The sequence below is a fragment of the Methylobacillus pratensis genome (assembly GCF_054072455.1).
The window spans coordinates 185,783-210,551 of record NZ_JBSUSR010000005.1; the positions used below are offsets into that span (position 1 = coordinate 185,783).

Annotated in this window: 24 protein-coding genes; 5 read left to right on the plus strand and 19 right to left on the minus strand. The window is 59.1% G+C overall.

What is annotated here, in order from left to right:
- Nucleotides 1-20: 20 nt before the first annotated feature.
- The 16 genes from ACW4YW_RS11770 to ACW4YW_RS11845 all read right to left on the minus strand — a co-directional run bounded on the left by ACW4YW_RS11770 (nucleotide 21) and on the right by ACW4YW_RS11845 (nucleotide 14,454).
- A complete protein-coding gene (locus ACW4YW_RS11770; protein ID WP_457137720.1) occupies nucleotides 21-587 on the minus strand; it encodes a HupE/UreJ family protein in 567 nt (188 codons plus the stop codon).
- A 25-nt stretch (nucleotides 588-612) separates the two neighbouring features.
- A complete protein-coding gene (gene ureG / locus ACW4YW_RS11775) occupies nucleotides 613-1,224 on the minus strand; it encodes an urease accessory protein UreG (RefSeq protein ID WP_457137721.1) in 612 nt (203 codons plus the stop codon).
- Nucleotides 1,225-1,558: 334 nt separating this feature from the next.
- Complete coding sequence (locus tag ACW4YW_RS11780) at nucleotides 1,559-2,242, minus strand: urease accessory protein UreF (protein WP_457137722.1); 684 nt, start codon at nucleotides 2,240-2,242, stop codon at nucleotides 1,559-1,561.
- Entirely contained in the window at nucleotides 2,235-2,726 is a 492-nt protein-coding gene (gene ureE / locus ACW4YW_RS11785; protein WP_457137723.1) for an urease accessory protein UreE, read from the minus strand. The genes ACW4YW_RS11780 and ureE overlap by 8 nt, the downstream gene beginning before the upstream one ends.
- A 209-nt stretch (nucleotides 2,727-2,935) precedes the next feature.
- Entirely contained in the window at nucleotides 2,936-4,639 is a 1,704-nt protein-coding gene (ureC, locus tag ACW4YW_RS11790) for an urease subunit alpha (RefSeq protein ID WP_457137724.1), read from the minus strand.
- Nucleotides 4,636-4,944 (minus strand): urease subunit beta, encoded by a 309-nt coding sequence (locus ACW4YW_RS11795; protein WP_407993704.1) that lies wholly within the window; start codon nucleotides 4,942-4,944, stop codon nucleotides 4,636-4,638. The genes ureC and ACW4YW_RS11795 overlap by 4 nt, the downstream gene beginning before the upstream one ends.
- A gap of 154 nt (nucleotides 4,945-5,098) precedes the next feature.
- Nucleotides 5,099-5,401, minus strand: coding sequence for an urease subunit gamma (gene ureA, locus ACW4YW_RS11800; protein ID WP_457137725.1), 303 nt, complete (start codon nucleotides 5,399-5,401; stop codon nucleotides 5,099-5,101).
- 36 nt (nucleotides 5,402-5,437) lie between these two features.
- Nucleotides 5,438-6,301, minus strand: a complete 864-nt coding sequence (locus tag ACW4YW_RS11805) for an urease accessory protein UreD (RefSeq protein ID WP_457137726.1) — start codon at nucleotides 6,299-6,301, stop codon at nucleotides 5,438-5,440.
- Between the two features lie 179 nt (nucleotides 6,302-6,480).
- Complete coding sequence (gene urtE, locus ACW4YW_RS11810) at nucleotides 6,481-7,170, minus strand: urea ABC transporter ATP-binding subunit UrtE (RefSeq protein WP_457137727.1); 690 nt, start codon at nucleotides 7,168-7,170, stop codon at nucleotides 6,481-6,483.
- A gap of 67 nt (nucleotides 7,171-7,237) precedes the next feature.
- The gene (gene urtD, locus ACW4YW_RS11815) at nucleotides 7,238-7,981 is read right to left on the minus strand and encodes an urea ABC transporter ATP-binding protein UrtD (protein ID WP_457137728.1); all 744 of its coding nucleotides are present in this window, start codon (nucleotides 7,979-7,981) and stop codon (nucleotides 7,238-7,240) included.
- The gene (gene urtC / locus ACW4YW_RS11820; protein ID WP_457137729.1) at nucleotides 7,978-9,147 is read right to left on the minus strand and encodes an urea ABC transporter permease subunit UrtC; all 1,170 of its coding nucleotides are present in this window, start codon (nucleotides 9,145-9,147) and stop codon (nucleotides 7,978-7,980) included. Before urtC ends, urtD begins: the two co-directional genes overlap by 4 nt.
- A gap of 10 nt (nucleotides 9,148-9,157) precedes the next feature.
- Nucleotides 9,158-10,075, minus strand: a complete 918-nt coding sequence (gene urtB / locus ACW4YW_RS11825) for an urea ABC transporter permease subunit UrtB (RefSeq protein WP_309565604.1) — start codon at nucleotides 10,073-10,075, stop codon at nucleotides 9,158-9,160.
- 104 nt (nucleotides 10,076-10,179) lie between these two features.
- Nucleotides 10,180-11,424, minus strand: coding sequence for an urea ABC transporter substrate-binding protein (urtA, locus tag ACW4YW_RS11830; RefSeq protein WP_457137730.1), 1,245 nt, complete (start codon nucleotides 11,422-11,424; stop codon nucleotides 10,180-10,182).
- 184 nt (nucleotides 11,425-11,608) lie between these two features.
- Nucleotides 11,609-11,959, minus strand: coding sequence for an FmdB family zinc ribbon protein (locus ACW4YW_RS11835; protein ID WP_457137731.1), 351 nt, complete (start codon nucleotides 11,957-11,959; stop codon nucleotides 11,609-11,611).
- Between the two features lie 45 nt (nucleotides 11,960-12,004).
- Nucleotides 12,005-13,228, minus strand: a complete 1,224-nt coding sequence (fmdA, locus tag ACW4YW_RS11840) for a formamidase (protein WP_457137732.1) — start codon at nucleotides 13,226-13,228, stop codon at nucleotides 12,005-12,007.
- Between the two features lie 71 nt (nucleotides 13,229-13,299).
- Nucleotides 13,300-14,454 carry a porin gene (locus tag ACW4YW_RS11845; protein WP_457137733.1) on the minus strand — a complete coding sequence of 385 codons (1,155 nt, stop codon included), beginning with the start codon at nucleotides 14,452-14,454 and terminating at the stop codon, nucleotides 13,300-13,302.
- A gap of 211 nt (nucleotides 14,455-14,665) precedes the next feature.
- Between ACW4YW_RS11845 and ACW4YW_RS11850 the strand changes: the two genes are divergently transcribed.
- Nucleotides 14,666-15,238, plus strand: coding sequence for a hypothetical protein (locus ACW4YW_RS11850; protein ID WP_457137734.1), 573 nt, complete (start codon nucleotides 14,666-14,668; stop codon nucleotides 15,236-15,238).
- A gap of 169 nt (nucleotides 15,239-15,407) precedes the next feature.
- Here the strand turns inward: ACW4YW_RS11850 and ACW4YW_RS11855 are convergent, their stop codons facing one another.
- Together ACW4YW_RS11855 and ACW4YW_RS11860 are read right to left on the minus strand one after the other, a co-directional pair.
- Nucleotides 15,408-17,234, minus strand: a complete 1,827-nt coding sequence (locus ACW4YW_RS11855; protein WP_457137735.1) for a phytase — start codon at nucleotides 17,232-17,234, stop codon at nucleotides 15,408-15,410.
- 189 nt (nucleotides 17,235-17,423) lie between these two features.
- A complete protein-coding gene (locus ACW4YW_RS11860; protein WP_457137736.1) occupies nucleotides 17,424-19,943 on the minus strand; it encodes a TonB-dependent receptor in 2,520 nt (839 codons plus the stop codon).
- Nucleotides 19,944-20,277: 334 nt separating this feature from the next.
- Here ACW4YW_RS11860 and ACW4YW_RS11865 point away from each other — a divergent pair, with 334 nt between their 5' ends.
- Together ACW4YW_RS11865 and ACW4YW_RS11870 are read left to right on the plus strand one after the other, a co-directional pair.
- Nucleotides 20,278-21,183, plus strand: a complete 906-nt coding sequence (locus ACW4YW_RS11865) for a GGDEF domain-containing protein (protein ID WP_457137737.1) — start codon at nucleotides 20,278-20,280, stop codon at nucleotides 21,181-21,183.
- Complete coding sequence (locus ACW4YW_RS11870) at nucleotides 21,180-22,208, plus strand: AraC family transcriptional regulator ligand-binding domain-containing protein (RefSeq protein WP_457137738.1); 1,029 nt, start codon at nucleotides 21,180-21,182, stop codon at nucleotides 22,206-22,208. Before ACW4YW_RS11865 ends, ACW4YW_RS11870 begins: the two co-directional genes overlap by 4 nt.
- 304 nt (nucleotides 22,209-22,512) lie before the next feature.
- Here the strand turns inward: ACW4YW_RS11870 and ACW4YW_RS11875 are convergent, their stop codons facing one another.
- On the minus strand, nucleotides 22,513-23,097 hold the full coding sequence (locus tag ACW4YW_RS11875) for a LexA family protein (RefSeq protein WP_457137739.1): 585 nt from the start codon (nucleotides 23,095-23,097) through the stop codon (nucleotides 22,513-22,515).
- Between the two features lie 113 nt (nucleotides 23,098-23,210).
- Here ACW4YW_RS11875 and ACW4YW_RS11880 point away from each other — a divergent pair, with 113 nt between their 5' ends.
- Together ACW4YW_RS11880 and ACW4YW_RS11885 are read left to right on the plus strand one after the other, a co-directional pair.
- On the plus strand, nucleotides 23,211-23,735 hold the full coding sequence (locus tag ACW4YW_RS11880) for a sigma-70 family RNA polymerase sigma factor (protein ID WP_457137740.1): 525 nt from the start codon (nucleotides 23,211-23,213) through the stop codon (nucleotides 23,733-23,735).
- A complete protein-coding gene (locus tag ACW4YW_RS11885) occupies nucleotides 23,736-24,722 on the plus strand; it encodes a FecR domain-containing protein (protein ID WP_457137741.1) in 987 nt (328 codons plus the stop codon). It abuts the gene before it with no gap.
- Nucleotides 24,723-24,769 lie beyond the last annotated feature (47 nt).

The following is a 24,769-nucleotide window of genomic DNA, read 5'->3' on the forward strand; positions in this document are numbered from 1 at the left end:
AAATGCAGGACAGCGGCTGTTCAGCTTGCCATGAGCCAGGCGCCAAGCACCATCATGGTGCACCCGAAAATTGAATGCACCAAAACAGGAAGCCGCAAGCAGCGACTGGACAATGCCAGGCCGAGAATATGCAGCAGCGCAGTTGCGGCCAGCATGCCGAACATCACCGCAAAGCCTTGATCCGCGGCCAGTTCGCTGCCGTGCGCAATGCCGTGGAACAGGGCGAACAAGGCGACCAGCCCGGCTTGCAACGCCCGTGGTAGGCGCAGGCTGATGACAAGCAATGCGCCCAGCGCCATCACGCTCGCGGCGAGCAGCGTTTCAATAGCGGGCAGACGGTAGCCCGCCATGCCGATGACGGCGCCCAGCGCCATGACAGCAACGAAGGTAGCCGGCAGCTGCCAGCGCGCCGTACCGCCGATGCGCCCGGCCCATAAGCCGACAGCGAGCATGACCAGCAAATGGTCCAGCCCGGTAAGCGGATGCATGAAGCCGGCCAGCAAGCCTTGGGCTTCGTGCCCAGGATGCGCAAAAGCCAACGGGGAGAACGCCAACAGGCCCAGTGCTGCGAAACGATGAATTTTCATATGTTTTCCTTATTTGTTTGACCTGTTAGAGCATCAACCCTTGTTTCTCGATAAAGCCGACAATCTCTTCCAGGCCCTGCCCGTTCTTGAGATTGGTGAAGATAAATGGCCGCTCGCCGCGCATCTTGCGCGCATCGCGATCCATCACCTCGAGCGAGGCGCCCACCAGCGGCGCCAGGTCGATCTTGTTGATCACCAGCAAATCGGACTTGGTGATGCCAGGCCCGCCCTTGCGCGGGATCTTCTCGCCTGCCGCGACGTCGATCACGTAGATCGTCAGGTCGGAAAGCTCCGGGCTGAATGTCGCCGCAAGGTTGTCGCCGCCGCTCTCGACAAACACGATGTCCAGCGGATTGAAGCGCTCGCTCAATTGCGCCACCGCCTCAAGGTTCATCGAGGCATCCTCGCGGATCGCCGTGTGTGGGCAGCCGCCCGTCTCCACCCCGATGATGCGCTCCGGCGCCAATGCCTCGTTGCGCGTGAGGAACTCGGCGTCCTCCCGCGTGTAGATGTCATTGGTCACCACCGCGATGTTGTATACATCGCGCAAGCGCTGGCACAAGGCCAGCGTCAACGCCGTCTTGCCCGACCCGACCGGGCCGCCGATGCCGACGCGTAAAGGTTCCTTAATCTGCATTACTTGGTCCAATATCAAAAAATGACTTCATCACACAGCTCAACACTGCCACTTACCATAAGCAAAAGGCTCGCCACCCGCCCAATCGTCCCCGTCTGGCTGCGCCGAGTAGCGCAAGTGATGGATGGATCAGGGCTTGCGTCTGTCCGAGCGCAGCGAGTTCAGCAAGACCCCATCCGGCACGAGCAACGCAGGTTGCCCGGAGCAAAGCTCCGGGACGCAGACAATCGGGGGCGCCTTTTGTTTGGTCCCTTTATTTTGGCGACGCAAAATAAAGGGACTCGCCTACAGGCGAAAAACAACCTCTCAATTATCAGCAATATTGTTCAATCACCTACGACCTAAACAACCTGCTGTACTGCGTCTCATGCCTACATCCTGCGATAGTCAACGCAGGACAAAAATTACTGATCTCGTGATCCTGCATCTGCATCGCAGCCTCCACCAATGGAGGAATTTTCTCCGCCACGCCCAACAATATCTTCTGCCCCGCCACCTGCCCCAACGGCACCGCCTTCATCGCCGCGCTGGCCTGGTTTTCCAGCCAAGACCAGGCATACGCCTGCAAGGCATCTTGTTCATCGATGCCCCAAACCTGGCTAATGCCCGCGTACAACGCAGGAAAAGAAGCTGCGGGCAGAGTCTCCAGCATCGCCATCCAGGCACCGGGCAAATCATCAAACTCCAGCAACAAGCGCTTAAGCGAATACCCCATCTGCCTGCTCTCGGCCAAAGCCTCGGCATTGTCGCGCCCGGCTAGGTAAAACACATTCCATTCGTTCAATGCCTCAGCGTCGCCACGCTGCCATGCACGGTAAAACCGGCTCAGCAGCGGCAGGTCGAAACCGCCCTGATACACCTGCAATACGTCGCCTATCCAGGCCTGGGCGCTTGCCAGGTCATGCACCTCGCCCGACTCTATGCCCCATTCCAGCCCCTGCGAATAGCTATACGCCCCCACCGGCAGCATCGGGCTTGCCAGTTGCAGCAGGCGCACCAGCGCCCTGGATTTATTCATGTCCTCTCAAGCGCACCGGCTGGCGAATCGAAGGCGCATCGTCGTCATGATGGTGGCGATGCCCGCCGCCATACGCGCCGGCCTCAGGCTCGAACGGGGCCATCTGCCCTTCTACCTGCACACCCAGCCCGAGCAGCATCTCCTGCAATACATGGTCCTGCTCCAGGCGCAGCCAGCCATCGCCGACCTCAAGCGGCACATGGCGGTTGCCCAGGTGGTAGGCCGCCCGCGCCAATTCGCGCGGCGTCGCTGCCGTCACACGCAATACCGGCTCATCCGCCGCGACCACCTGCACCACGCGCCCATCCTCGGCCTGCAGCAAATCGTCGCCACGCAACACCGTACCGCGCTCCAGCAACAATGCCGCCTCGGTGCCCGAAGCCAGCATGACGCGCAAACGGCTCTTCTGCCTGCGGTCGAACGGCAGCACCAGTTGGTCGTCAACCTGGCTGGCGGTTTCTATTTTCTTGCTGATTCCTAGCATGCTCAGTTCTTTACACTTTCCGAAATAGTCACTACAAGCGCTCAAGAAAGCGATTCTGACTAGGCGCTTTGCCGCAGACATACACTTCAAATACTCAAACTCTTACTTGAGCGTGCAGACTAGCGTTCCTGGCAAGGCGCTTTAGCGCAGACAGTACGCTGAGTACGGCAAGCTAAAGCAACGCCGCCAGGGGCGCTAGTCTGCACGCGTCAAAACAGGAAGTAGCGTTGGGCTAGAGGTAACACCTCCGCTGGCTCACAACTCAGCACCACGCCATCGGCACGCACCTCATACGTTTCCGGGTCTACGTCAATCTCGGGCATCCAACCGTTGTGCACCATATCCGACTTCCTCACCCCGCGCGTGCCCTTGACCGCCACCAATGACTTTTTCAGGTTCAATGCCGCGACTTCCGGGTTGCTCAACGCCGCTTGAGACACAAACGTCACCGAAGTCTGCAACGCGCCGCCATAGGAGCCGAACATCGGACGGTAATGCACGGGCTGCGGCGTCGGGATGGAGGCATTGGCATCGCCCATCACGGCAGCCGCGATCATGCCGCCCTTAAGGATGGTCGAAGGCTTGACGCCGAAGAATGCAGGACGCCAAAGCACCAAGTCGGCCAGCTTACCGACCTCGACCGAGCCGACGACGTGGGCGATGCCGTGCGTCAATGCGGGGTTGATGGTGTACTTGGCAATGTAGCGCTTGATGCGGAAATTGTCGTTGCTCGCGCTGTCTTCGGGCAAGGGGCCGCGCTGCACCTTCATCTTGTGCGCGGTCTGCCAGGTGCGGATCACCACCTCACCCACGCGGCCCATGGCCTGCGAGTCGGAGGACATCATGGCGAACGCGCCGAGGTCGTGCAGGATATCTTCCGCTGCAATTGTCTCGCGACGGATACGGCTCTCGGCGAATGCCACGTCCTCGGCAATCGCCGGGTCGAGATGGTGGCAGACCATGAGCATGTCGAGATGCTCGTCTATGGTGTTAATGGTGAAAGGCCGGGTCGGGTTGGTGGACGACGGCAATACATTCGGGTGCCCCGCCGCGCGGATGATGTCCGGCGCATGGCCGCCGCCCGCACCTTCGGTATGGAAGGTATGGATGGTGCGGCCCTTGAACGCATCCAGCGTGGTCTCGACGAAACCGGATTCGTTGAGGGTATCGGAATGGATCGCCACCTGCACATCCATTTCCTCGGCGATGCTCAGGCAATTGTCGATCGCGGCCGGCGTGGTGCCCCAGTCCTCATGCAGCTTGAGCCCGACCACACCCGCCTCGACCTGCTCGCGCAAAGGCTGCGGCAGGCTGGCGTTGCCCTTGCCGAGAAAACCCAGATTCATCGGGAAGGCATCCGCCGATTGCAGCATGCGGTGGATATGCCAGGAGCCGGGCGTGCAGGTGGTGGCAAACGTGCCGGTTGCCGGGCCAGTACCACCACCTATCATGGTAGTAACGCCGGACATCAATGCTTCCTCGATCTGCTGCGGGCAGATGAAATGGATGTGGGTGTCGATGCCGCCCGCGGTGACGATCATACCCTCGCCCGCGATCACCTCGGTGCCCGCGCCAATGGCAATCTCCACGCCGGGCTGGATGTCGGGATTGCCCGCCTTGCCAATGGCGGAGATATAACCGCCCTTGATGCCGATATCGGCCTTGACAATGCCCCAATGGTCGACGATCAACGCATTGGTAATCACCGTATCCGCCACCTCGCTCGCCACGCCCTGGCCTTGCCCCATGCCGTCGCGGATCACCTTGCCGCCGCCGAACTTCACCTCCTCGCCATAGATGGTGTAATCCTTCTCCACCTCCAGCCACAGCTCGGTGTCAGCCAGACGCATGCGGTCACCTACCGTCGGACCGAACATTTCGGCATAGGCGCGCTTGTCGATTTTCACACTCATTTCAGCGCTCCCATCACCTTGCCAGCGAATCCATACACTTTGCGATCTCCGGCCAAAGCAACCAATTGCACCGTGCGGCTCTGTCCCGGCTCAAAACGCACCGCCGTGCCTGCGGCAATATCGAGGCGGAAGCCATAGGCCAGTTGCCGCTCAAAAGACAAGGCTTCATTGGTCTCATAAAAATGATAATGCGAACCCACCTGGATAGGCCGGTCACCCGTATTCGCCACCTCCAGCGTCACCGTCTCGCGCCCGTCGTTTAGCAGGATTTCGCCCGCGTCTATTTTCATTTCACCTGGGATCATGTTGGATACTCCAATGACCAATGTTTGTTTTTCGCTTTAAGCCAATTCTCAGCATGAAGCTGCAAGCGCCGATGACAAGACGCGCCGACGCAGACAGTACACTGAGTACGGCAAGGAGGCGCAACGCCGCCATCGGCACTTGCAGCTTCATGCCTTAGGGAATCGGTTGGTGGACAGTGACTAGCTTGGTCCCATCCGGAAACGTCGCCTCCACCTGTATCTCGGGGATCATCTCAGGCACACCTTCCATCACATCCTCACGGCTCAGCAAGGTTGCACCATACCCCATCAACTCCGCGACCGTCTTGCCGTCGCGCGCACCCTCCATAATCGCTGCGCTGATGAAAGCGATGGATTCGGGATAATTCAGCTTGAGGCCGCGCGCCTTACGCCGCTCCGCCAGCAAGGCTGCGGTAAAGATCAGCAGCTTGTCTTTTTCTCTTGGGCTTAATTCCATAGACAGTTCTTCTTCATCGATTCAATGTAATGCCAGTCAGGTATTCCATATCCGGGGCCTGACGGCAGGGCGCGCAGCATACCACGGCCTGAGCACTTGCCAGAGCCGCTCAAAGTATTCCCGCGCGGCTTCCGAGGAACGGCCAATATAACGCGCCGAAAATATCTCCGGCAAGGCAGTCACGCCATAATGCGCATCGCCGCGCGGTTCGATCGCCCGGCAGGCTTCGACAATATCCACAGGCACCGCCCCTGCAGCCACCACCAGGCTGCCATTGACCGGCATGCCTTTCAAGCCGATAGCGGAACGCATCACCAGACTTTGCGGCTGGGAAAACAGGCGCTCGTTCCAGATCAAGCGCCCTTCACGCCGCACTTGCATCACCTGGCGCAACTCACCCTGGTTCCATTGCTCGCCCCGCGCCTGGCGGCCAAAGCACATGATGTCCCAGCCACAGAACACGGCACCCTCGGCGAGGTCGATTTCGCTGCTGAAGCGCACATCGCTGCCGTCGAACAGGATATTTTCCTGCGGCAGCCACTCCAGGCAGCTATCTTTTGCAAGCTTGAACCGTATCTCCTGGCTCGCACTCAACTGATTGGCCTTATACCACTTGCCTGCGCCCGGCGTAGTCAACACGGCTTTAGCTGATGTCCCCAAGGCTGCCTGCAATTGCAATTGGTCGCCGCCCGCAACGCCGCCCGGCGGATGGATAATGATGCCGTGGCAGACTTCGTCGCCTTCCGGGTAGAGCATTTTCTGCACCACCAGCGGCCCTTGGTGGCGCTTGCCTACCAGCGTCGTCCGCCCTCGCCCTGCCTTGGCTGCAAAATCAAGCGCCAGCAATGCCTGCCAGCGCTTATCCGCCCATGCCGCCGTTTTTGTTTGTAAGTCATCCATCGGCAGCATCCTGCCATAAAAACGCCAGCATCATAAATAATTACAAATACCCTCCTGGCATGTAAGAACAATCAAGAAGGTCAGTGAAACGGTGCTGGCAAGGCGCGCCGACGCAGACAGTACGTATGAGTACGGCAAGGAGGCGCAACGGCGCCAGCAGACCTTGTTGATTGTTCCACTCAGACCGAGAGGTAGCCTTTGATTTTGGCCGCATCCACTTCGCTACGCTTGTCCTCATGGATGAAATTACCCTTATCAATGACAATGATGCGGTCCGCGATTTCCATCGTAAAGCTCAGCACCTGCTCGGACACGATAATGGTGATCTCGCGCATCTTGCGGATTTCATTCAGCACCTTGGCGATGTCCTTGATGATGGAGGGCTGGATGCCTTCGGTCGGCTCGTCCAACAATAACACCTTGGGGTTGGTCACCAATGCGCGGGCAATCGCCAATTGCTGCTGCTGGCCGCCCGACAGGTTGCCGCCCTTGCGGTTGCGCATGTCGAACAGCACCGGGAACAAGGCGTAGATATCCTCGGGAATCTGGCGGGATTTTGACTTTTCCAGGCCGGTCTCGATGTTTTCCTGCACGGTCATGGTCGGGAAGATCATGCGGCCCTGCGGCACGTAGGCCAGGCCTTTCTGCACGCGCTGGAAGGTTTCGCTGCCGCCGATGTCCACGCCGTCCACGCTGGCCTTCTTGCTCTTGCTGGGCAGGATGCCCATGAGCGACTTGAACAAGGTGGTCTTGCCCATGCCGTTGCGGCCCATGATGGCGAGGGTTTCGTTCTTGGCGGCGCTGAAGCTGATGCCGTGGATGACTTCGCTTTGTCCGTAGCTGACTGTCAGGTCTTCAATCTCAATCATTTTCTATCCTTTCGTTGTCCGGGCTGGCGGCGCGATGTGAATGCATCGCGCCGCTTCTTGCATGCATTTAGTGGCCCAGATAGACCTCAATCACTTTTTCGTTGGCCTGCACCTTGTCCATCGCGCCCTCGGCGAGAATCTTGCCCTGGTGCAGCACGGTGACCTTGTGCGCGATCTTCTTGACGAATTCCATGTCGTGCTCGATCACGATCACCGAGCGGTTCTGGCAGATGCGGTTGAGCAGTTCGGCGGTCTGGTCCCGTTCCTTGGCGCTCATGCCCGCCACCGGCTCGTCCAGCATCAAGAGCTCAGGCTCCTGCATCAACAGCATGCCGATCTCCAGCCATTGCTTCTGGCCGTGGCTCAGCAGGGCCGCCTCCATGCCCAGGATGTCTTCCATCATGATTTCCTTGGCGATCTTGTGCACTTGCTCCACCACGGCATCGCTGCGCTTGAAGAACAGGCTGCCGAACACGCCGCGGCCCTTGGGATAGGAGACTTCCAGGTTCTGGTACACGGTCAGGTTTTCATAGATCGACGGCGTCTGGAACTTGCGGCCTACCCCGGCGCGCACGATTTCATGTTCCGAAAGCTTGGTCAGCTCGCGGTTCTTGAACTTGATCGAACCGGCAGTCGATTTTGTCTTGCCGCAGATCAGGTCCAGCACCGTGGTCTTGCCCGCACCGTTGGGGCCGATCACCACGCGCAACTCGTTCTTGTCGATGTACATATTGAGCTTGTCGACCGCCTTGAAACCGTCGAACGATACGGTCAGGTCCTCGATAGCGAGTACGAAATCGGTATTACTCATGCTTGCACCCCTGCTTCCTTGGTTTCAACCGGCACGGCAGGTACATCCGCCGCTTTCTTGGCCTTGGGCGTTTCTTCGGACAATTTGCGCAGGAAAGGCACTTTCTTGGCATATTTGTCGTAGATACCAGCCAGGCCGTTCGGGAAGAACATCACCACGGCGATGAACAGGCCGCCCATGAGGAACAGCCACAGCTCCGGATAGGTTTCGGAGAACATGGTCTTGCCCGCATTCACCAGCAAGGTGCCGTATACCGCGCCGATCAGCGACATGCGGCCGCCCACTGCTGCGAAGATCACCATTTCGATCGAGGGCACGATACCGATGAAGGATGGCGACATGAAGCCGACCTGCAAGGTGAACATCGCGCCGCCGATCGCCGAGATCATGGCGGACAGGCAGAAGATGAAGATCTTGAAGTTGGACACGTCGTAGCCGGAGAAGCGCACGCGTTCTTCCTTGTCACGCATCGCCAGCAGCAACATGCCGAACTTGCTGGACAGTACATAGCGAGAAAGCAGGATGCAGCCAATCAGCAATGCGGCATTCACGTAATACAACACATACTTGGCGCTATCGGTACGGATATCCCAGCCCAACAGTGTTTTCAGATCGGTAATGCCGTTCACGCCGCCGGTATAGCCTTGCTGGCCGATGATGAGGATGCTCAGGATCAGCGCGATGGCTTGCGTGATGATGGCGAAATACACGCCGCCGACACGACGCTTGAACATCGCATAGCCGATCAAGAAGGCAAACAATGTCGGCACGACCAGGATCGCGAGAATGGTCAGCGGCAAGCTCTTGAACGGCTCCCAGAACCATGGCAGGGCCGTGAGCTGGTTCCAGTCCATGAAGTCGGGGATGCCGGGCGTGGACTGGATCGCGGTGCTGACCGGGTCGGACGCTTCAAGCTTGAGGAACATCGCCATCGCGTAGCCGCCCAGGCCGAAGAAGATGCCTTGCCCCAGGCTCAGGATGCCGCCGTTACCCCACAGCAGCACCAGGCTCACCGCGACAAAGGCGTAAGTGAGGTATTTGCCGACCAATCCAAGGCGGAAGGGGTCCAGGCCCAGCGGCAGCACCACCAGGATGAACGCGGCGAGGATGCCGAGGCCGATGGCCCCCTGCTTTCCGCCTAGTATTTTGCTCAATGTTTCATTCATATTGTTCCCCTTACTTACGTACTTTGGATGCAAACAGGCCTTCCGGACGCATCATGAGGATGCCGACGATCACCATCAGGGTCGCGACCTTGCCCATGGAGCTGGTCATGAAGAACTGCAGGATGGATTGCGCCTGGGCGATGCCGAAGGCGGAAGCAATCGTGCCTAATACGCTGGCCGCGCCGCCGAACACGACGACCATGAAGCTGTCGACGATGTAGAGCGAGCCTGTGGTGGGGCCGGTGGAAGCAATCGTGGTGAACGCTGCTCCAGCCACGCCGGCGATACCGCAGCCGAGCGCAAAGGTCACGCGGTCGACCTTCTTGGTATTGATGCCGACGGCACCCGCCATGACGCGGTTCTGCACCGTGGCGCGCACGCGCAGCCCCCAACGGGAACGGAACATGAAGATAAAGACGCCTACAGTGACCACCAACGCCAACCCGAGCACGAAGACGCCGTTGATCGGGATATCGATGTCAGGCGTCGGCTGGAAGGAGCCCATGAGCCATTCTGGCAGCACGGCGCTGACCTCCTTAGCACCGAAGGTGGAACGGAAAATCTGCTGCATCACCAGGCTCAGGCCCCAGGTGGCAAGCAAGGTATCGAGCGGCCGCTTGTACAAGTGCCGTATCAGGGCGAACTCGACGATATAACCGATGATGAACGCCACAATGAACGCGGCGATGATCGCAAACAGGAAGTAGTAATTGACGATTCCGTAAGTTTCGGCCACCCGGGAAAGAAACACGGTGGTATAGGCGCCTATCGCCATGAATTCGCCATGGGCCATGTTAATCACGCCCATTTGCCCGAAGATGATCGCCAGGCCAAGTGCCATCAGGAGAAGAACGCTGAACAGGCTCAATCCGGAGAAAGCCTGCATGACAACGATATTGCCTATCTCTGCCATTGAATAATCAAACATAATCGGCCTCCAGCCTTTTACTTACGAAGATAAAACATTTGGTACTCGCCACAACAACCCCAAGCGGGGCTGTCGTGACTTCTTGCATGTAAACCACTAGGTGATTATTGGTAGCCCTTTGGGAACGGATCAGGCTTGATCAGCTCGGACTCGTACACCACGTCCGCCTGACCGTCAGCACGCCACTTGCCTACGCGCAGCTTGCTTTCCAAGTGATGGTTAGGATCAACCTTCACATAGCCTTCAGGCGCTTCCTTGAACTCGTAGCCTGGCAATGCCGCGGCGGCCTTGTCCACGTCGAAGCTGCCGGCACGCTCGACCGCAGCCTTCCACAGCCATGGGCCTAGGTAGGCAGCTTGCGTCACGTCGCCGATCACGGACTTGGGACCCCACATCTTCTTGAACTCGGCAACGAACTTCTCGTTGTTCGGATTCTTCAGTGTCTGGAAGTATTTCATCGCGGAGTAGAAGCCTTCGAGGTTCTCGCCGCCGATGCCCAGGACTTCATCCTCGGTCACGGAGATGGTCAGCATGTTCTGCTTCTTAGAGTTGAGGCCAGCGGCGTTCAACTGCTTGAACCAGGCCACGTTGCTGCCGCCCACCACCGCTGCGTAGATCACGTCAGGCTTCTTCAGCTTGATCTTGTTGATGACCGAACCGAACTGAGTGTCGCCCAGCGCGATGTACTCTTCACCCACCACCTTGCCGCCGAGCTTGTTCTCGATGTGCTTACGGGCGATCTTCATGGAAGTGCGTGGCCAGATGTAGTCGGAGCCGATCAGGTAGTAGGTTTTGGCCTTCTTTTCCTTGGCGATCCAGTCCAGGCCAGCGAGTATTTGCTGAGTGGCTTCCTGGCCGGTGTAGAACACGTTCTTGGATTGCTCCAGGCCTTCGTAGAAAGTCGGATAGAACAGCAGACCGTTGTCTTTCTCGAACACCGGCAGCACCGCCTTGCGGGAAGCGGAAGTCCAGCAGCCGAACACGGCGGCTACTTTGTCCTTTTCCAGCAGCTTCTTGGATTTTTCAGCGAAAGTCGGCCAATCGCTGGCGCCGTCTTCCTGGATCACTTCGATCTTGCGGCCCAATACGCCGCCCATGGCGTTGATCTGGGCAATCGCCAGCTTCTCGGCCTGGATGGAACCGGTTTCGCTGATCGCCATGGTGCCGGTGGATGAATGCAGGATGCCGACCTTGACTGTCGTGTCGGTCACCGCCAGCTTGGTGGTATTGACCTTGGCAGTCGGGAAGTCGGCCGCATAAGCGCTGCCGGAAATAATGCCTGCTGCGAGCATTGCCCCCATCAGGGCGCCTGTCTTGGTGATGAACTGGCGTCTATTTGTCTTACTCATCAGATTTCTCCTGAAAAACACTGCAAAAGATAAAAACTTCAAAATGCTTCATAACCAATCCCAGGATGCTCAGCATTGCGTGGGGATGTTCAGCATCGTGGGAGGACAAGGCGCGCCGACGCAGACAGTACGTATGAGTACGGCAAGGAGGCGCAACGCAGTCCTCACGCGATGCTGAACATCCCTAATGTCCCAGCATCCAGGGGCGGGCGGTTTTCTTCGTTTGCATCTGCAATAGGCTTCCTTTCTCTTTTCCCTGAGTGGATTGCTTCGAAGTGGAGGATGAACCGCAGGTATGACTCCCGGAACATCCGCAGCTCGAGCGGCGGGTGGACCGGGGTTCATGGGCAGATTTTTCGTTGCGTTCATGCGCACTTCGTTGCGCCTTGCCCATGATGGCCAGACGCGGTGCCGAGAGAATGCGCTCGCTCAACTCGCCGCAATCCGGACAGATCGTGGGCTCGCTGGATGTGCTCATTTTCCCCAGTGCGGAAAACACGCCGCACTCGTCGCATCGGTATTCATACATAGGCATGGCTCTTCCCCTTATGCTTTCAAATCGTCAATCAAGAAACGCTGTTCAGGATGTCTTGGCGACATCCGCGGTGCCGGTGATGATCTTCTTCGGGCCATCCGCATTCGGCTTCAGGTCGAAATCGAAGATCTCGGTCGGCAGCCACAAGGTGGCGCAGGCATTCGGGATATCCACCACGCCGCTGATATGGCCTTCCACCGGCGCAGTGCCGAGGATCGCCACGGCTTGCTCGCCGCTGTAGCCGAACTTCTTCAGGTACTCGATGGCGTTGAGGCAAGCCTGGCGGTAGGCGATATGCACGTCGAGGTAATGCTGCTTGCCCTGCTCGTCGACCGAGATGCCCTCGAACACGAGAAAGTCGCGGTAGTTGGGCGTCAACGGGCTAGGCTGGAACAATGGGTTCTTGATGCCGTATTTCTTGACGCCGTCCTTGATGAGGCTGACCTTGATATCGAGGTAGCCGGCCATCTCGATCGCGCCGCAGAAGGTGATTTCACCGTCGCCCTGCGAAAAGTGCAGATCGCCCATGGACAGGCCGCCGTCCTTGACGTAGACCGGGAAAAAAATCTTCGAGCCCTTGGTCAGGTTCTTGATGTCGCAGTTGCCGCCGTGGTCGCGCGGCGGCACGGTACGTGCGCCCTCTTTCGCTGCCGCTGCGGCATCTTCGCCCTTCAGGCGACCCATGACGGCACCGGTTTCATTCGGCGGCAAGGCCAGCGCGGGCACGCGGTTTGGATCAGTGGCAATCAGGTCCGCCTCACGCTTGTTCCATGTGTCCAGCAACTCGCGAGATGGCAGGCAGCCGATCAGGCCCGGGTGCATGATGCCGGCAAACTTGACGTTGGGCACATGACGGGAAGTCGTATAGATGCCATGGAAATCCCAGATACTCTTGGAAGCATCGGGGTAATGGTCGGTCAGGAAGCCGCCGCCATTGTTCTTGTCGAACAAGCCGTTGAAGCCCCATTGCTGGTCCTGCAAGGTGCCGACATCGAGAATATCCACCACCATCAGGTCGCCCGGCTCGGCGCCCTCGACACCGATCGGACCGCTGAGGTAGTGCACCTGCAACAGGTCGACATCGCGGATGTCGTTGGCGCTATCGTTGTTGCCAATCTGGCCGCCGGTCCAGTCCATGCACTCGACACGGAACTCGTCGCCAGGCTTGACCATCGCCACCATCGGCAAATCCGGGTGCCAACGGTTATGGATCTGGCCGTCCTGCTCCCAGGCTGGCTTGTCGAAATCCAGCTTAATCAAGGTCTTCATCTATACGTCTCCTTTAACAACTAAACTCACGACAGCCGCCATCGCATCTAGGGATGACGGCCATCCCCCAACTAGAATTGCAACTGCAGGCCGACCGTGAACCGATCGATGTCGCTGGCGTTTTCAGTCTTGGTCTTGGTATAGACGGTGCTGATACGGGCGTTATGGCCATCGATGATGTAATTCAGGCCGATGTCGTACTCTTTAACATCCGGGTTGAAAGCCACCTCACCATCCGCATTGAAACGTTGGTAACGGGCGTATGGCTGGAACTTGCCCCAGCCCACGGTATCGCCGAACATCCAGGAAACCAGGCCCAGGTATGCTTTACCTGGCTTGGCGCCTGCAGGATCCGCTGCCAGTGCAGTAGTACTGAAGTCGTACTTGTATGCAGCCCCTTCAAGGTTCAGCACGCCTGCCGCAAATTTCTTCTCTAGCAAAGCGTCAACGTTGTAGGCTTTGTAATCGTCGCTAGTGCCAGCAATACCTACAGCATCCTTTTGGAACATCCCAACCAGAGCGATGGAAAGCACGTCCTTACCGTAATAAGTACTGCTGGTGTAATAAGCCGGGTCGTTGCCGGCATCCCAGAAGTCATACTGGACTCGGCCGCTATACATCAGGTTGTCGGAGCGATTAGGGTTCAATGCGCTGTCATTATTGAAGCTGGAAGCACGGTTACCCTCATAAGCCCCAACGGAATACACCAGGTGCTTATCCAGCAACTTACCCCAGACGGTGACGCCGATATCACGGCCGACGAACTTGTTCTGGTAGCGCGACACCACGCCTGGATAGGACCAGGCGTTGAGGAAGAACGGACCATCCAGGTTGGCACGGTCTGTTGGTGGCAACAGCTGACCGACCCAGATATTGAACTCATCCATGAACTCGAACTGCAGGTAGGCGTCCAGGGTGCTGATATCATCCTTGCCGCTACCATCGTTAGTGGTCGTGAAAGTGTTGAATGTCGCCTTGATATACTTGTTGAAGGAAGCGTTGATGTAGATACGCGCATCATCCACATCAAAATCCTTGGAACGGGAGCTGCCGTTTGGCGCAGCATCTTCGGTGCTGGTAAACGCAGTACGCACCCCCAGGCCGATGCTGATGGACTTGTCCTCACCGAAGGTGATCGTGCCAGCAGCCTGTGAGCTCATGGACGGCAATGCGGCAGACGTTGCCAGTGCCACCATCAGCGCACACTTCTTCATCTTGAATTTCATTTCTCATACCCCTTTATCAAGTTTCACCAAAAACCATCAAAGTGAACGGTGAACTACCCGCCAAATCTTTCGTGTTGCCAGATTAGCGATGGAAGGGGTCGGCTTAAATACGTCATATTGCGTACATGCCGGAATGAGGCAGCGTGGTAATTTGGCCTCGTCGACAATAGATGCCTGCCACTCGGCAGGCATGCCACAACCGGAAAAACACATGAAAAATCAAGGACGAGAAAAGCCGCTATCCGCCGCAATCACCCTGTGCCTGGCGTTAGCCGGGTGCGGCGGCGAATTTGCCTATAAGAGAGGGGCCGGCGTACACGACCTCAATACGGCGAAAAACGAATGCCAGGCCAAGGGCCTGCAAGAGAATGCATTTGCAAAATGCATGGAGGACAACGGCTGGGTATTCCATAACCCGCAAGACAGCCTGGACGATGACGACCCGGTGATCAAGGCGTCATTGAAGAATGATTACCGTGATACCTCCACCGTTCAGGAGCAAGGGCCTGTTGCTGCAAATACCGCAACCACTGAAGCTGGCGCAGCCAAAAAAGAGGTGCCGGCGCCTCCTCTCGCACCGAAAAGCCCGATGGATATCTTCACTGTCAGCTCTTGGTGGAAGATCGGCAAGGGAGCGGAAAACCTGAAAAGCGACATCCAGCAATGTGTCGCCAAGCTCGGGCCGGAACACCAGCCCGACATGTCGGGCACTACCGCCAAGGCGACCCGCGGGCTGCTGCTGTGTATGAGGGAAATGGGCTGGAAGGCGCTGCAGGCCCAATAAGAGCCTCCAACAAGACCCTTCTGTCGTCGTTGCTCTGCCTTGCCGTACTTGTTGTTGTACTGTCTTCGGCAGAGCGCCTAGCCAGAATCGCTTCGCTGGGTTTTGTTAGCGGCTCTAAGTAGTCCGTGCCTGCCAACTTATAGTTGGCAGGCAATGGATTAATGGATTGCTATGGCAGATTCAAGGCGCGCGCAATATCCTCCCAAGCAACGTACTTGAAGTTCTGCGCGCCGTCCGGCAAACGCTTGTAGCCGTCCTGCACCACCAGCAGGCCCTTGCGGAACGCGCCGCCGAAATCCACCGCGCTCACTTCCAGGCCGTCGGTATCCGAGACGCCGTCGATGCCCGCGTCGGCATTGATGCCGATGCGGAAAGCGCCGCGATAGGCATAAGGCGGCTGCGCATCAAGTACCACGTAGCTGCTGTTGCCCTGGCTCGAGGCGACCAGGTAGCTGGCGCCCTGGCCATGGTAAAGCGCCAAGCCCTCGACATCCGCCACCAGCTGCTCGCCTACCGGCATGACCAATTGCGGCGCTTCTGTCGCACCGGCGCTTGCGGACATGGCCCAGATGCCGTGCTTTTCCTCGCCGACGAACAGGCGGCCGGCATGGTCGTCCACCACGCAGCCTTCCGGCTGACTATCCACACTGAAAGCCCGCAGCAATTTGCCTTGATAGCCGCCTTTCGCGCGCTCTATGCGGTAGTGCTCGATGCGGCCGTCCTTATCATTGGCGAACACCTCCAGGCCGCCGCCCGGCGGCTGGTAAAGGCAGGTACCGTAGACATCGTTGAGGCCGGTCGCAACCCTGCCCGCGTCGCGGATACGGCCATCGTGGCCGATCTCGAACACGGCCAGCGCCGCCTCGTCGCGCTGCGTCGCTACGGCCAGGTCAGCCTTGCCTCCGGGCCAGGCGATGTTCTGGCGCACGTCGACGTTGTTGAGACGACCGGCTTCTAGCAACTGCAACTGCCTGCCTTTCAGGTCGTAGCTCAGCAGCCCCTGCTTCTTGTTCGTCGCGATGATGCGCGATTGCGCCGAGTGTTGCGGATGCACCCAGATGGCGGGATCATCGGCGGCATCGCCCGAACGCGCCACGGTCTGGGTCTGTCCGCGCGCCACCACGACCGGCAGCGGTTGTGTTTTTTCCTGCGCCTGGTTTTCTCCCGCCAGCGCATGCGCCTGCCAGCCCTTGCCGTCCAGCACTAGCAAGTCAGAACCCGCAACGGCAAGCGCCTCGGCGGATTTCAGCCACAGTTGCTGCGGCAGGAAGTTGCCGCCGTGGTCCAGCAGATGCACCTCCCCGCCGTTGCTGTCGATGACGGCGATACCATGCGGCAGCACGGCCAATGCACCTGGCTCGCCCGCAATATCGCCATGCGGCCGACGCCCCAGCAGCAATTCACGCTCCGGGATGCCCTCGCCGTTGGCGGCATAGCGCCAGACGCCAAAGCCTGCTTCGCTGACGTACAGCGCCTGGCGCACGTCATCAGCGCGGCAGGATTCCACACCGGGCGGCAGGGCCAAGCGACGCAGGCGCTTGGGCGCCTTGCCGGTCAGCAGCCACTGCTCGGCCTGGCCGTCCTTGGCGATCAGGAACAGGTGGTTGAGCTGCTGCGCATCGCGGTAGAGGCACATGCTGTCCAGAGCGAAATCGACCGGCGCCAGTTGCTTATCGAGGCGCAGCCGTTTCGCATCGACTCTGAGCAGAAGAGGCTGCTGCTTGTCGGCATCGAACACGGCAGCCAGCACGCCATCCGGCAATACGCGAGTATCGAGGTGCTGCGCACGCACGGCAAGGCTGCCCTGCTCCGCGCCTTGCTGGTCGAGCAGTCGCACCGCGCGCTTGTCGACGACCAGCCAGCGGCCGTCGGGCAAGGCGGCCACCTCCTTGAACGTCTTCAGCACAGGCAACGTGCGTGGCGCATCAGCCGCATTTGCAGCGGGATGCAGCATGCATAAAAAGGAAAAAACCAGGAATATCTTCAATCGCGGCATAGTGGCTCAATTATCAGGTGTTATCAAAACGGCGCGGCAATGCCGCGCCATGGTTCAAACGTAGAGCAGCTAACAAACTCAGCGAAGCGGCCCTGGCTAGGCGCTCTGCCGCAGACAGTACAAGGTGTACGGCAAGGCAGAGTAACAACGCCAGGAACGTTTTGTGAGCCGCTCTTTTGTCAGCCACGCCTAGAACGTCGCTATCTTCATGCTCAACCGGTAAGTGCGGCCGTAGGACTCGTATTGCGCGTTCAGGCTTCGGCTGCCGGTGTAGACGTAATATTTTTCGTCGGTCAGGTTAAGCACCTCGAACACGATCTGCGCCTGCTTGGCAATATTGTAGCGGGCGGAGAAATCGTACTGCGTCTGCGCATCCACATACTGGTCGCTGCGGGAGTCGGCAATGTCGTTCACTTCCAGCAGGTACTTGGATTTGTAATTGGCCGCCAGGCGCACGTTCAACGGGCCGCGCTCGTAGCCGATCATCAGGTTCATGGTGCGGTCGGACTGGCTGGGCAGCGAGATCTTGCGGCTCGCCAGCACCCCGTCGGTATAGCCGCCGACCTTGGCATCGGAGCTGACGAAGGTGGCATTGGCCGAAAGCAGCAGGCCGTTCCAAGGCGCGGGCAGCAATTCCTTGAAGCTTTGCATATAGTTGAGCTCAAGCCCCTTCACCTTGGCCGAGCTGCCGTTGGCATAGGTGTCCGCGTGGGTGAAGTCCGCCCACATGCCGGTGCCGGCAAGGTCGGTGCGGTAGACGAAATTCTTGATGTCCTTGTGGAAGACATAGGCGGACAGCACGCCCGCGTAGCCGATGCGGTGCTCGATGCCCAGGTCGAGGTTGCGCGATTCCATCGGGCTCAATGAGGGATTGCCGAAGCTGGCTTCGTCGGCGTTGATGACCACGCCCGGCGCGAGCTGGCCGAAGGTCGGACGCACAACGGAGTTGGTCAGCGCGGCGCGGATCGAGGTGTCGTTGTCGAGGTCGCGACGGATATGCAATGCCGGCAGCCAGTGATCGTACTTGCGCGATGCCCTGACGTCGCTATAGGCGCCGTCCTCGACCGACGTGCCGTTGGCGCTGAACTTGGTCTGCTCGTAACGCACGCCCGCGAGGATGCGCCACATGCCGTGGTTGAAGGTGTTCTGCGCGTAGGCCGCGTTGATATCCTCGCGCATGGAGAAATCGTTGATCCTCGATTCTTCCTCGTTCACGTAGCCGGACATATCCACCCCCGACAGGAAGCGCTTGACCGCGGAACGGCTGATCGACGAGCCGTAATTGCCGTAGGCATAATCCACGTTGCTGCCGAGAAAGCCCGCGAGCGATGGATTGCCAAAATCGCCGCCGTCGATCTCCCAGGCGGTCATTTCATTGGTTTTTTTGCGGCGGCTGGCCTTGGCGCCGAATTTCAACTCGGAATCGATACCGAATACCTGCCAGTTGTGGTCGATGTCGAATTTGAGGTTGCGTTCGCGGTCCACCGTCTTCTGCTTGCTGAGCTCGATGGAATCCAGCTCGTAGTCGGCCGCATTATTGATGCTGCTGTCGCCGATCAGGCGCGGCAGCCTGGAGCTGGAATAGCCGGCGTTATAGGTCTCGCCGGACTCGAAGCTGGCCGCGTCGATCGCATCGGGCGTATCCTGGCTCGCGCGGCTGGTGCCGAACGCCACCGCCACCTTCCAGTCCTTGAAAGTGCGCTCGCCCCCGAGCACGATAGAGGCGATATCCTGCGTTTCCTCGCGCGCCTTCAGTTCGCGCGAAGACTCGGCATCGCCCAGCTCTCCTGCGAACTGGGGATTATCGAACTCGATGTTGTGGCGCTGGCGTATCTCGTTATCGACGAAACGGCTGTACAGCGTGCGCAGGTAGTAGGATTCATTGTCGTTGGGGCGATAGTCCAGGTTGAGGATGCCGCCCTGGCGCTCGCGCGTGATGTCGTAGTCGCGGCGCTGGAATTCCTCGAGTGCCGGACGCGGGCCGGAGAAATCCCATGCACCGCCGGTTTCCGCGTTTTCGGAGCCGAACTTGCGCTTGGAGGAATTCACCCCCAACGCGATGCCGAGCTTGCCGTCGAGGAAGCGGTTGCTCCACGCCGCCGCGAAATTGGGGCCTTCCTGGTCGGTATTGCTGTCGTGGGAAGCGCCAGCCTCCAGCGAATAGAACATGCCCTTGTGGTCGAAGGCCGAGATCGTCTTCACCTCGACCGTGCCGCCGATCGAGTTCGCGTCCTGGCTCGGCATCAAGGTCTTGCTTACCTCCAGCGAGCGGATCAGGCCCGCAGGCAATACGTCGAGCGATACCGCGCGGCGGTCGCTTTCCGGCGCCGGCACCAGGCTGCCGTTGATGGTCACCGCATTGAGGTCTGGCCCCAAACCGCGGATGCGCACATAGCGCCCCTCGCCCTGGTCGCGCTCGATCGATATGCCGGGGATGCGCTGCAAGGCTTCCGCCGCGTTGGTGTCCGGCAGCTGGCCGATATCGTCCGCATGCACTGCGCTGACGATATTGTCAGCCATCTGCTGCACGTCCAGCGCGCTGTTCATGCTGGCCGCCTGCCCGACCACCGACACTACGGGCAACACCAGTTCCGGCGTGTCGTCCGCCTGCGCCAACCCGCCCATCAACGCGATCGCCGCCGCAATCACCCTGGTCGGCAGGCGACACCTTGCCTTGCCCAGCCTCAATTCAACATGATTTTCCTGCACGGTCATTCCCCTTTAAAAAACTGCTTGAGTCGTTGCGAATGCCGCACAAGCTAACCGTGAAAAATTTCATTTCCATGACAGTGCCTGAATTAATAAAATAAAAATCAATAACTTAGATAAAAATTCAATTCAGGTTGAGCTTTTAAGACCCTGACACTTCCCTGCATGACAGGCCTCAACAACAAGGAATTAGCCGAGTCCCGCTTTTGCGCATCCGAAGTTGCAGCCAAGCCGTGAGCCAATCGCACCCCCTCCCCGGCATTCACCGTTTCATCATCGTTCTGTCACGCAAATGTCCTAGGATTGCCATCAGTCCATACAAGGCAATCCCACCATGCCCCAACTCAACCATACCGCGCTTTTCAGCATTTTCGCGCTGCTGCTCACCACCTCGCTGCTTTATGCCAGCCTGGGCCAGGCCCATCCCATGTCCGCCTGGAAATGGATGGATATCGTCGGCGAAGGCGGCACCGCCGCCATGGCGGCGCTCTGGGCGCTGTTGATCGTCAGCAGCCGTCCTGGCGGGCGTGTCACCATGCTGCTCGCGGGCGGGCTCATCACCATCATGCTCGGCGCCTGGGCCGACTGCCTGGATGAATTCTTCGCGATTCCCTCCACGCAATACTGGGACAACTGGCTGGAAGCGCTCATGCCGGTAGGCATGCTAATCGTGACGGTAGGCCTCTACTACTGGCGGGAGGAGCAGGCCGTGCTCAACGAGCACATGCAAAAGCGCGAGCGCCTGTTCCGCGACCATCGCTCGTTCGACCGCATCACCCAGCTCGCCGACGCCAGCTACCTCTACCGGCAGATCCGCATGCAGCAGGAAAACCACCTCGGCGACGAAGGCATGCTGGTCTTGCTCGATCTCGACAACTTCCACCAGGTCAACCGCGAATACGGACAACGCGAGGGAGATCGGCTGCTGCAGGCCGTCAGCCACCTGCTGCTGCTCAACCTGCGGCCGCAGGACCTCGTCTGCCGCTATGCCGGCGACCGCTTTGCCATCCTGCTGCCGGACATGGAGGAAATCCAGGCCAGGTGGAGCGCCGCCCACCTGCAACAGGCCATCGCCACCCTGGCCCATCACACGCGCGACGGGAAGCACCGCATCAACCTCTCTGCCAGGACAGCCTGCGCCCGCGCCGACCAGGACCCCGAGCAACTGCTCGCCAAGATGAACGCGAGGCTCGAAGCGCCATCGCAAACCGCTATGCACGCAACCCCGGCCGTATCGTGACCTCAACCATACAACGCTATTACCTGACCACGACGCCGTTCATCCCGGCAAGGCACCAGGCCGCCTTGCTGCTCGAATACGCGCTCAGCCGGGATATGGCGGCACAGGAACTGCTGCGCGGCACCAGGCTTTCCGAGCAGGACATCCTCGCGCCCTCCACCCAGCTCAGCCCCTCGGACTACCTGCAACTGCTCGTCAACCTGCAAAGCGGGCTAGCTGCGGCCGACACCAGTTTCATGCTCGGGCAGCAACTGCTGCCCGGCCATTACGGCAACCTCAGTCATGCCATTCTGCAGGCCGGCAACCTGCGCCAGGCGCTGAACATCCTGGTGGCATACCAGTCGTGGCTCAGCCCCTTGCTCGCGCCGCACCTCGTGGAGCATTCGGGGCATGCCGTGCTCTACTGGACGGATAGCTGCATCACGCCGCGCCTGCGCGGCTTCACCGTCGAAATGATGATGGCCGCGGTCGCCAGCATGAGCCGCTGGCTGGGCGAGACCAAACTGCCGTGGCGCTACCGCTTCAACCGCACCCGTCCCGCGCATATCGAGCAATATGCCGTGCACCTGGGCCCGGACCTGCATTTCAACGACCACCTGGACGCCATGAGCCTGCCGCTGGAATGGCTGGAACAGCCGTGGCCGCGCGGCAGCGAAATCGCGGTATCCGCCGCCCTTGCGGGCATGGAAATGGAATACGGGCGCAGCCTGCTTGCTAGCCTCTACGATTACTTACTCGAGCATATCCGCACCGGCCCGACGCTGGAAAAAGCCAGCGCCGCATTCGGCGTCAGCCCCGCGACCTTCAAGCGCCACCTCGCGCTGCACGGCACCCATTTCCAGGCCGAGCTCGACCAGGTACGCATCCACGTCACCTTGCAGCTCATCCAGCAACACGGCTACAGCAACGACCAGATCGCCGCCTACCTCGGATTCCACGACGTCAACAATTTCCGCCGCTCGCTCAAGCGCTGGACCGGGCTGACGCCTTCGATGCTGCGCCTGCAAACCCAAGGCGTTCAATAGCAGGCCTGCCCTGACAACCAACAGCAAAAGCTGCTCAAGAACAAAACAAGAATCAGCGGAAAGCCATACCAGCCATCGGCCCTGGCAACATGCGGTTTTTATTCGAATCTAGAGTGAGGCAGATTGCCTCAAGTGAAGGACCAACCCGCTGATATGCTGGCGGGCAAACCATCGCCACCTGCCCACAAAGTCTGTGCATAACATTGTGGGCGGCCTGGGGAAACAGCAGTCAAGCGGCTGATACGATGGAAAGAAACAGGGCTGCCCGTTTTATAGGCAGCCCGTCGAGATTAAGGATAAACGCTCAGGAATACTTGCGGAACTGGCCGACCACCACGCCGAATATCTCGAAATCCCCGCTCGGCCGGATGACGGGAAAATCCTTGTTGGCAGGAATCAGCACAAACTGGTTGCCCTCCTTGCCCAAGGTCTTGAGCGTGAACTCCTTGTTGAGGATGGCGACGACGATATCCCCGACATTGGCGAACGCGCGCTTCTCGACGATAACGACGTCGCCGTCGAAAATGCCCGCGTCCTTCATGGAGTCGCCCCGCACCGTGATCAGGATAGTCTGCGACGGCTTCTCGATCAGGAAATCGTCTATCCCCATCGTGTCCAGGCTGTCGCCATAGGTAGGGGTGGCGAACCCGGCCTGCACCGTGCTCTCGGCAATGATGCGCTCGAAAAAGCGCCTGCCCGGCTTGAGCCGCTTGTCCGGCGCGTAGTCGATGAAGCCTTGCAGCTTCAGGCGTGCCACGAAAGAAGTCACGGCATTCTTCGACTTGAACCCAAGCAATTGCGCCACATGGCTGAACGTAGGCAGTGTCTTGTGCTCGGCGAAGTAGTCCTGGATCTTGCCCAGGTATTCAAAATCTTTGTCTTGTCCCATGGATGGAAATTTACTGTACGAATGTACAAAATGTCAAGCCCCTGTTTTGTTAAATTTTTCCATGGGTGAAACCCATCTGCTAAACTTGGTAATAATTATCATTTGTACGCATTATGAATTCCCCAAGCACGCCGCCCGCGCCCCATCCCCTGCATACCATCTACCAAGACCACCATCGCTGGCTGGTACAACTGCTGCGCAGGAAACTGGGCAATGTGGAACAGGCGGCCGACCTCGCGCAGGATACCTTTGCGCGCATCCTGGCCGCCAACCAATATCATGACTTGCGCGAGCCGAAAGCCTACTTGACCACCGTATCCACCCGCCTGGTGGCCCAGCACTTCCGCCGCTATGCATTGGAACAGGCTTACCTCGACGCGCTCGCTTCGCAACCCGAGGCCACCAGCCCGTCGCCGGAAACCGTGGCGCTGGTGGTGGAGGCCTTGGCTGCAATCAGCCGGGTGCTGGAAGGCCTGCCGGCCCGCACGAGGGAAATCTTTCTCCTGTCCCAGCTCGACGGCATGAAGTATGTCGATATCGCAAGGCAGCTGGACGTTTCGGTCAACGTGGTGCAGAAAGCCATGGTCAAAGGGTTCCAGCACTGCTACCAGGCCGTGTACTCGGCTGACGCAAGCTAGATGAATCCATTGTTCACCCCGGTAAACGGGGACCACAGCAGCATCCCCGCAGACATTATCGAGCAAGCCGCGACCTGGATGATGCGGCTGCAATCCAGCGAATTGTCGCCGCAGGAACAAGGGGAACACCGGGCCTGGCTGCATGCCAGCCCGCAGCACCAGCTTGCGTGGCAGCGCATGGCAGGGCTGGCAACCGACCTGCAGGCCAACAACCATCTCGTCGCGGCGCCGCTTGCGCGCCAAGCCTTATTATCTGCCGGCGGCAAGCAGCGACGCATGGTGCTGAAATCCATCGCCGGCATCAGCATCGCGGGCGGCAGCGGCCTGTTGGCATGGCAACAATTGCCATGGACATCATGGATGGCAGACCAACGCACGGGCGTCGGCGAACAACGCCGGCTCACCCTGGCGGACGGCACCTCCCTGCTGATGAACACCGACAGCGCGCTGGATGTGCAATTCCTCGACCATGAAAGGCGCATCACCCTGCACTATGGCGAAATCCTCATCGTCACGGCAAAAGACCCGAGGCCGATGGTGGTTGCGACCAGTAACGGCACGATTACCCCAATCGGCACGCGCTTTAGCGTGCGTCACGAACACCGCTCGCCGACCCGCGTGATGGTGACCGAAGGCGCGGTGCGCCTGCAACCCCGCAACAGCGCCAATAGCCAACTCCTTGCCGCAGGGATGCAGGCCGAATTCACCGGCCAGGAGATCGCCACACCCATCACGCTCAATCAACACGGCATGGCCTGGGCCTCCGGCATGCTGGTCGCGGAACGCATGCCCTTGTCCGTATTCGTTGCGGAACTCAACCGCTACCATCACGGCAAGCTGGGCTGCGCCGACGATGCCGCCAATATGCTCGTCAGCGGCGCCTATGCCATCGACGACACCCTCGCCGTCATCGGATTGCTGCAAGAAACCCTGCCGCTCCGGGCGCAATATTTCACGCGTTACTGGATCACCTTGCATCATTCCTAAAAAATTCCCGTTCCCATCTGGCAGGTTTTCTTTTGCTGTGCATCAAG

Bases quoted from the DNA above. Each gene is read 5' to 3' on its own strand.
- ACW4YW_RS11770 (WP_457137720.1), bottom strand. From the start codon at position 587: ATGAAAATTCATCGTTTCGCAGCACTGGGCCTGTTGGCGTTCTCCCCG.
- ureG (WP_457137721.1), bottom strand. From the start codon at position 1,224: ATGCAGATTAAGGAACCTTTACGCGTCGGCATCGGCGGCCCGGTCGGG.
- ACW4YW_RS11780 (WP_457137722.1), bottom strand. From the start codon at position 2,242: ATGAATAAATCCAGGGCGCTGGTGCGCCTGCTGCAACTGGCAAGCCCG.
- ureE (WP_457137723.1), bottom strand. From the start codon at position 2,726: ATGCTAGGAATCAGCAAGAAAATAGAAACCGCCAGCCAGGTTGACGAC.
- ureC (WP_457137724.1), bottom strand. From the start codon at position 4,639: ATGAGTGTGAAAATCGACAAGCGCGCCTATGCCGAAATGTTCGGTCCG.
- ACW4YW_RS11795 (WP_407993704.1), bottom strand. From the start codon at position 4,944: ATGATCCCAGGTGAAATGAAAATAGACGCGGGCGAAATCCTGCTAAAC.
- ureA (WP_457137725.1), bottom strand. From the start codon at position 5,401: ATGGAATTAAGCCCAAGAGAAAAAGACAAGCTGCTGATCTTTACCGCA.
- ACW4YW_RS11805 (WP_457137726.1), bottom strand. From the start codon at position 6,301: ATGGATGACTTACAAACAAAAACGGCGGCATGGGCGGATAAGCGCTGG.
- urtE (WP_457137727.1), bottom strand. From the start codon at position 7,170: ATGATTGAGATTGAAGACCTGACAGTCAGCTACGGACAAAGCGAAGTC.
- urtD (WP_457137728.1), bottom strand. From the start codon at position 7,981: ATGAGTAATACCGATTTCGTACTCGCTATCGAGGACCTGACCGTATCG.
- urtC (WP_457137729.1), bottom strand. From the start codon at position 9,147: ATGAATGAAACATTGAGCAAAATACTAGGCGGAAAGCAGGGGGCCATC.
- urtB (WP_309565604.1), bottom strand. From the start codon at position 10,075: ATGTTTGATTATTCAATGGCAGAGATAGGCAATATCGTTGTCATGCAG.
- urtA (WP_457137730.1), bottom strand. From the start codon at position 11,424: ATGAGTAAGACAAATAGACGCCAGTTCATCACCAAGACAGGCGCCCTG.
- ACW4YW_RS11835 (WP_457137731.1), bottom strand. From the start codon at position 11,959: ATGCCTATGTATGAATACCGATGCGACGAGTGCGGCGTGTTTTCCGCA.
- fmdA (WP_457137732.1), bottom strand. From the start codon at position 13,228: ATGAAGACCTTGATTAAGCTGGATTTCGACAAGCCAGCCTGGGAGCAG.
- ACW4YW_RS11845 (WP_457137733.1), bottom strand. From the start codon at position 14,454: ATGAAATTCAAGATGAAGAAGTGTGCGCTGATGGTGGCACTGGCAACG.
- ACW4YW_RS11850 (WP_457137734.1), top strand. From the start codon at position 14,666: ATGAAAAATCAAGGACGAGAAAAGCCGCTATCCGCCGCAATCACCCTG.
- ACW4YW_RS11855 (WP_457137735.1), bottom strand. From the start codon at position 17,234: ATGCCGCGATTGAAGATATTCCTGGTTTTTTCCTTTTTATGCATGCTG.
- ACW4YW_RS11865 (WP_457137737.1), top strand. From the start codon at position 20,278: ATGCCCCAACTCAACCATACCGCGCTTTTCAGCATTTTCGCGCTGCTG.
- ACW4YW_RS11875 (WP_457137739.1), bottom strand. From the start codon at position 23,097: ATGGGACAAGACAAAGATTTTGAATACCTGGGCAAGATCCAGGACTAC.
- ACW4YW_RS11880 (WP_457137740.1), top strand. From the start codon at position 23,211: ATGAATTCCCCAAGCACGCCGCCCGCGCCCCATCCCCTGCATACCATC.
- ACW4YW_RS11885 (WP_457137741.1), top strand. From the start codon at position 23,736: ATGAATCCATTGTTCACCCCGGTAAACGGGGACCACAGCAGCATCCCC.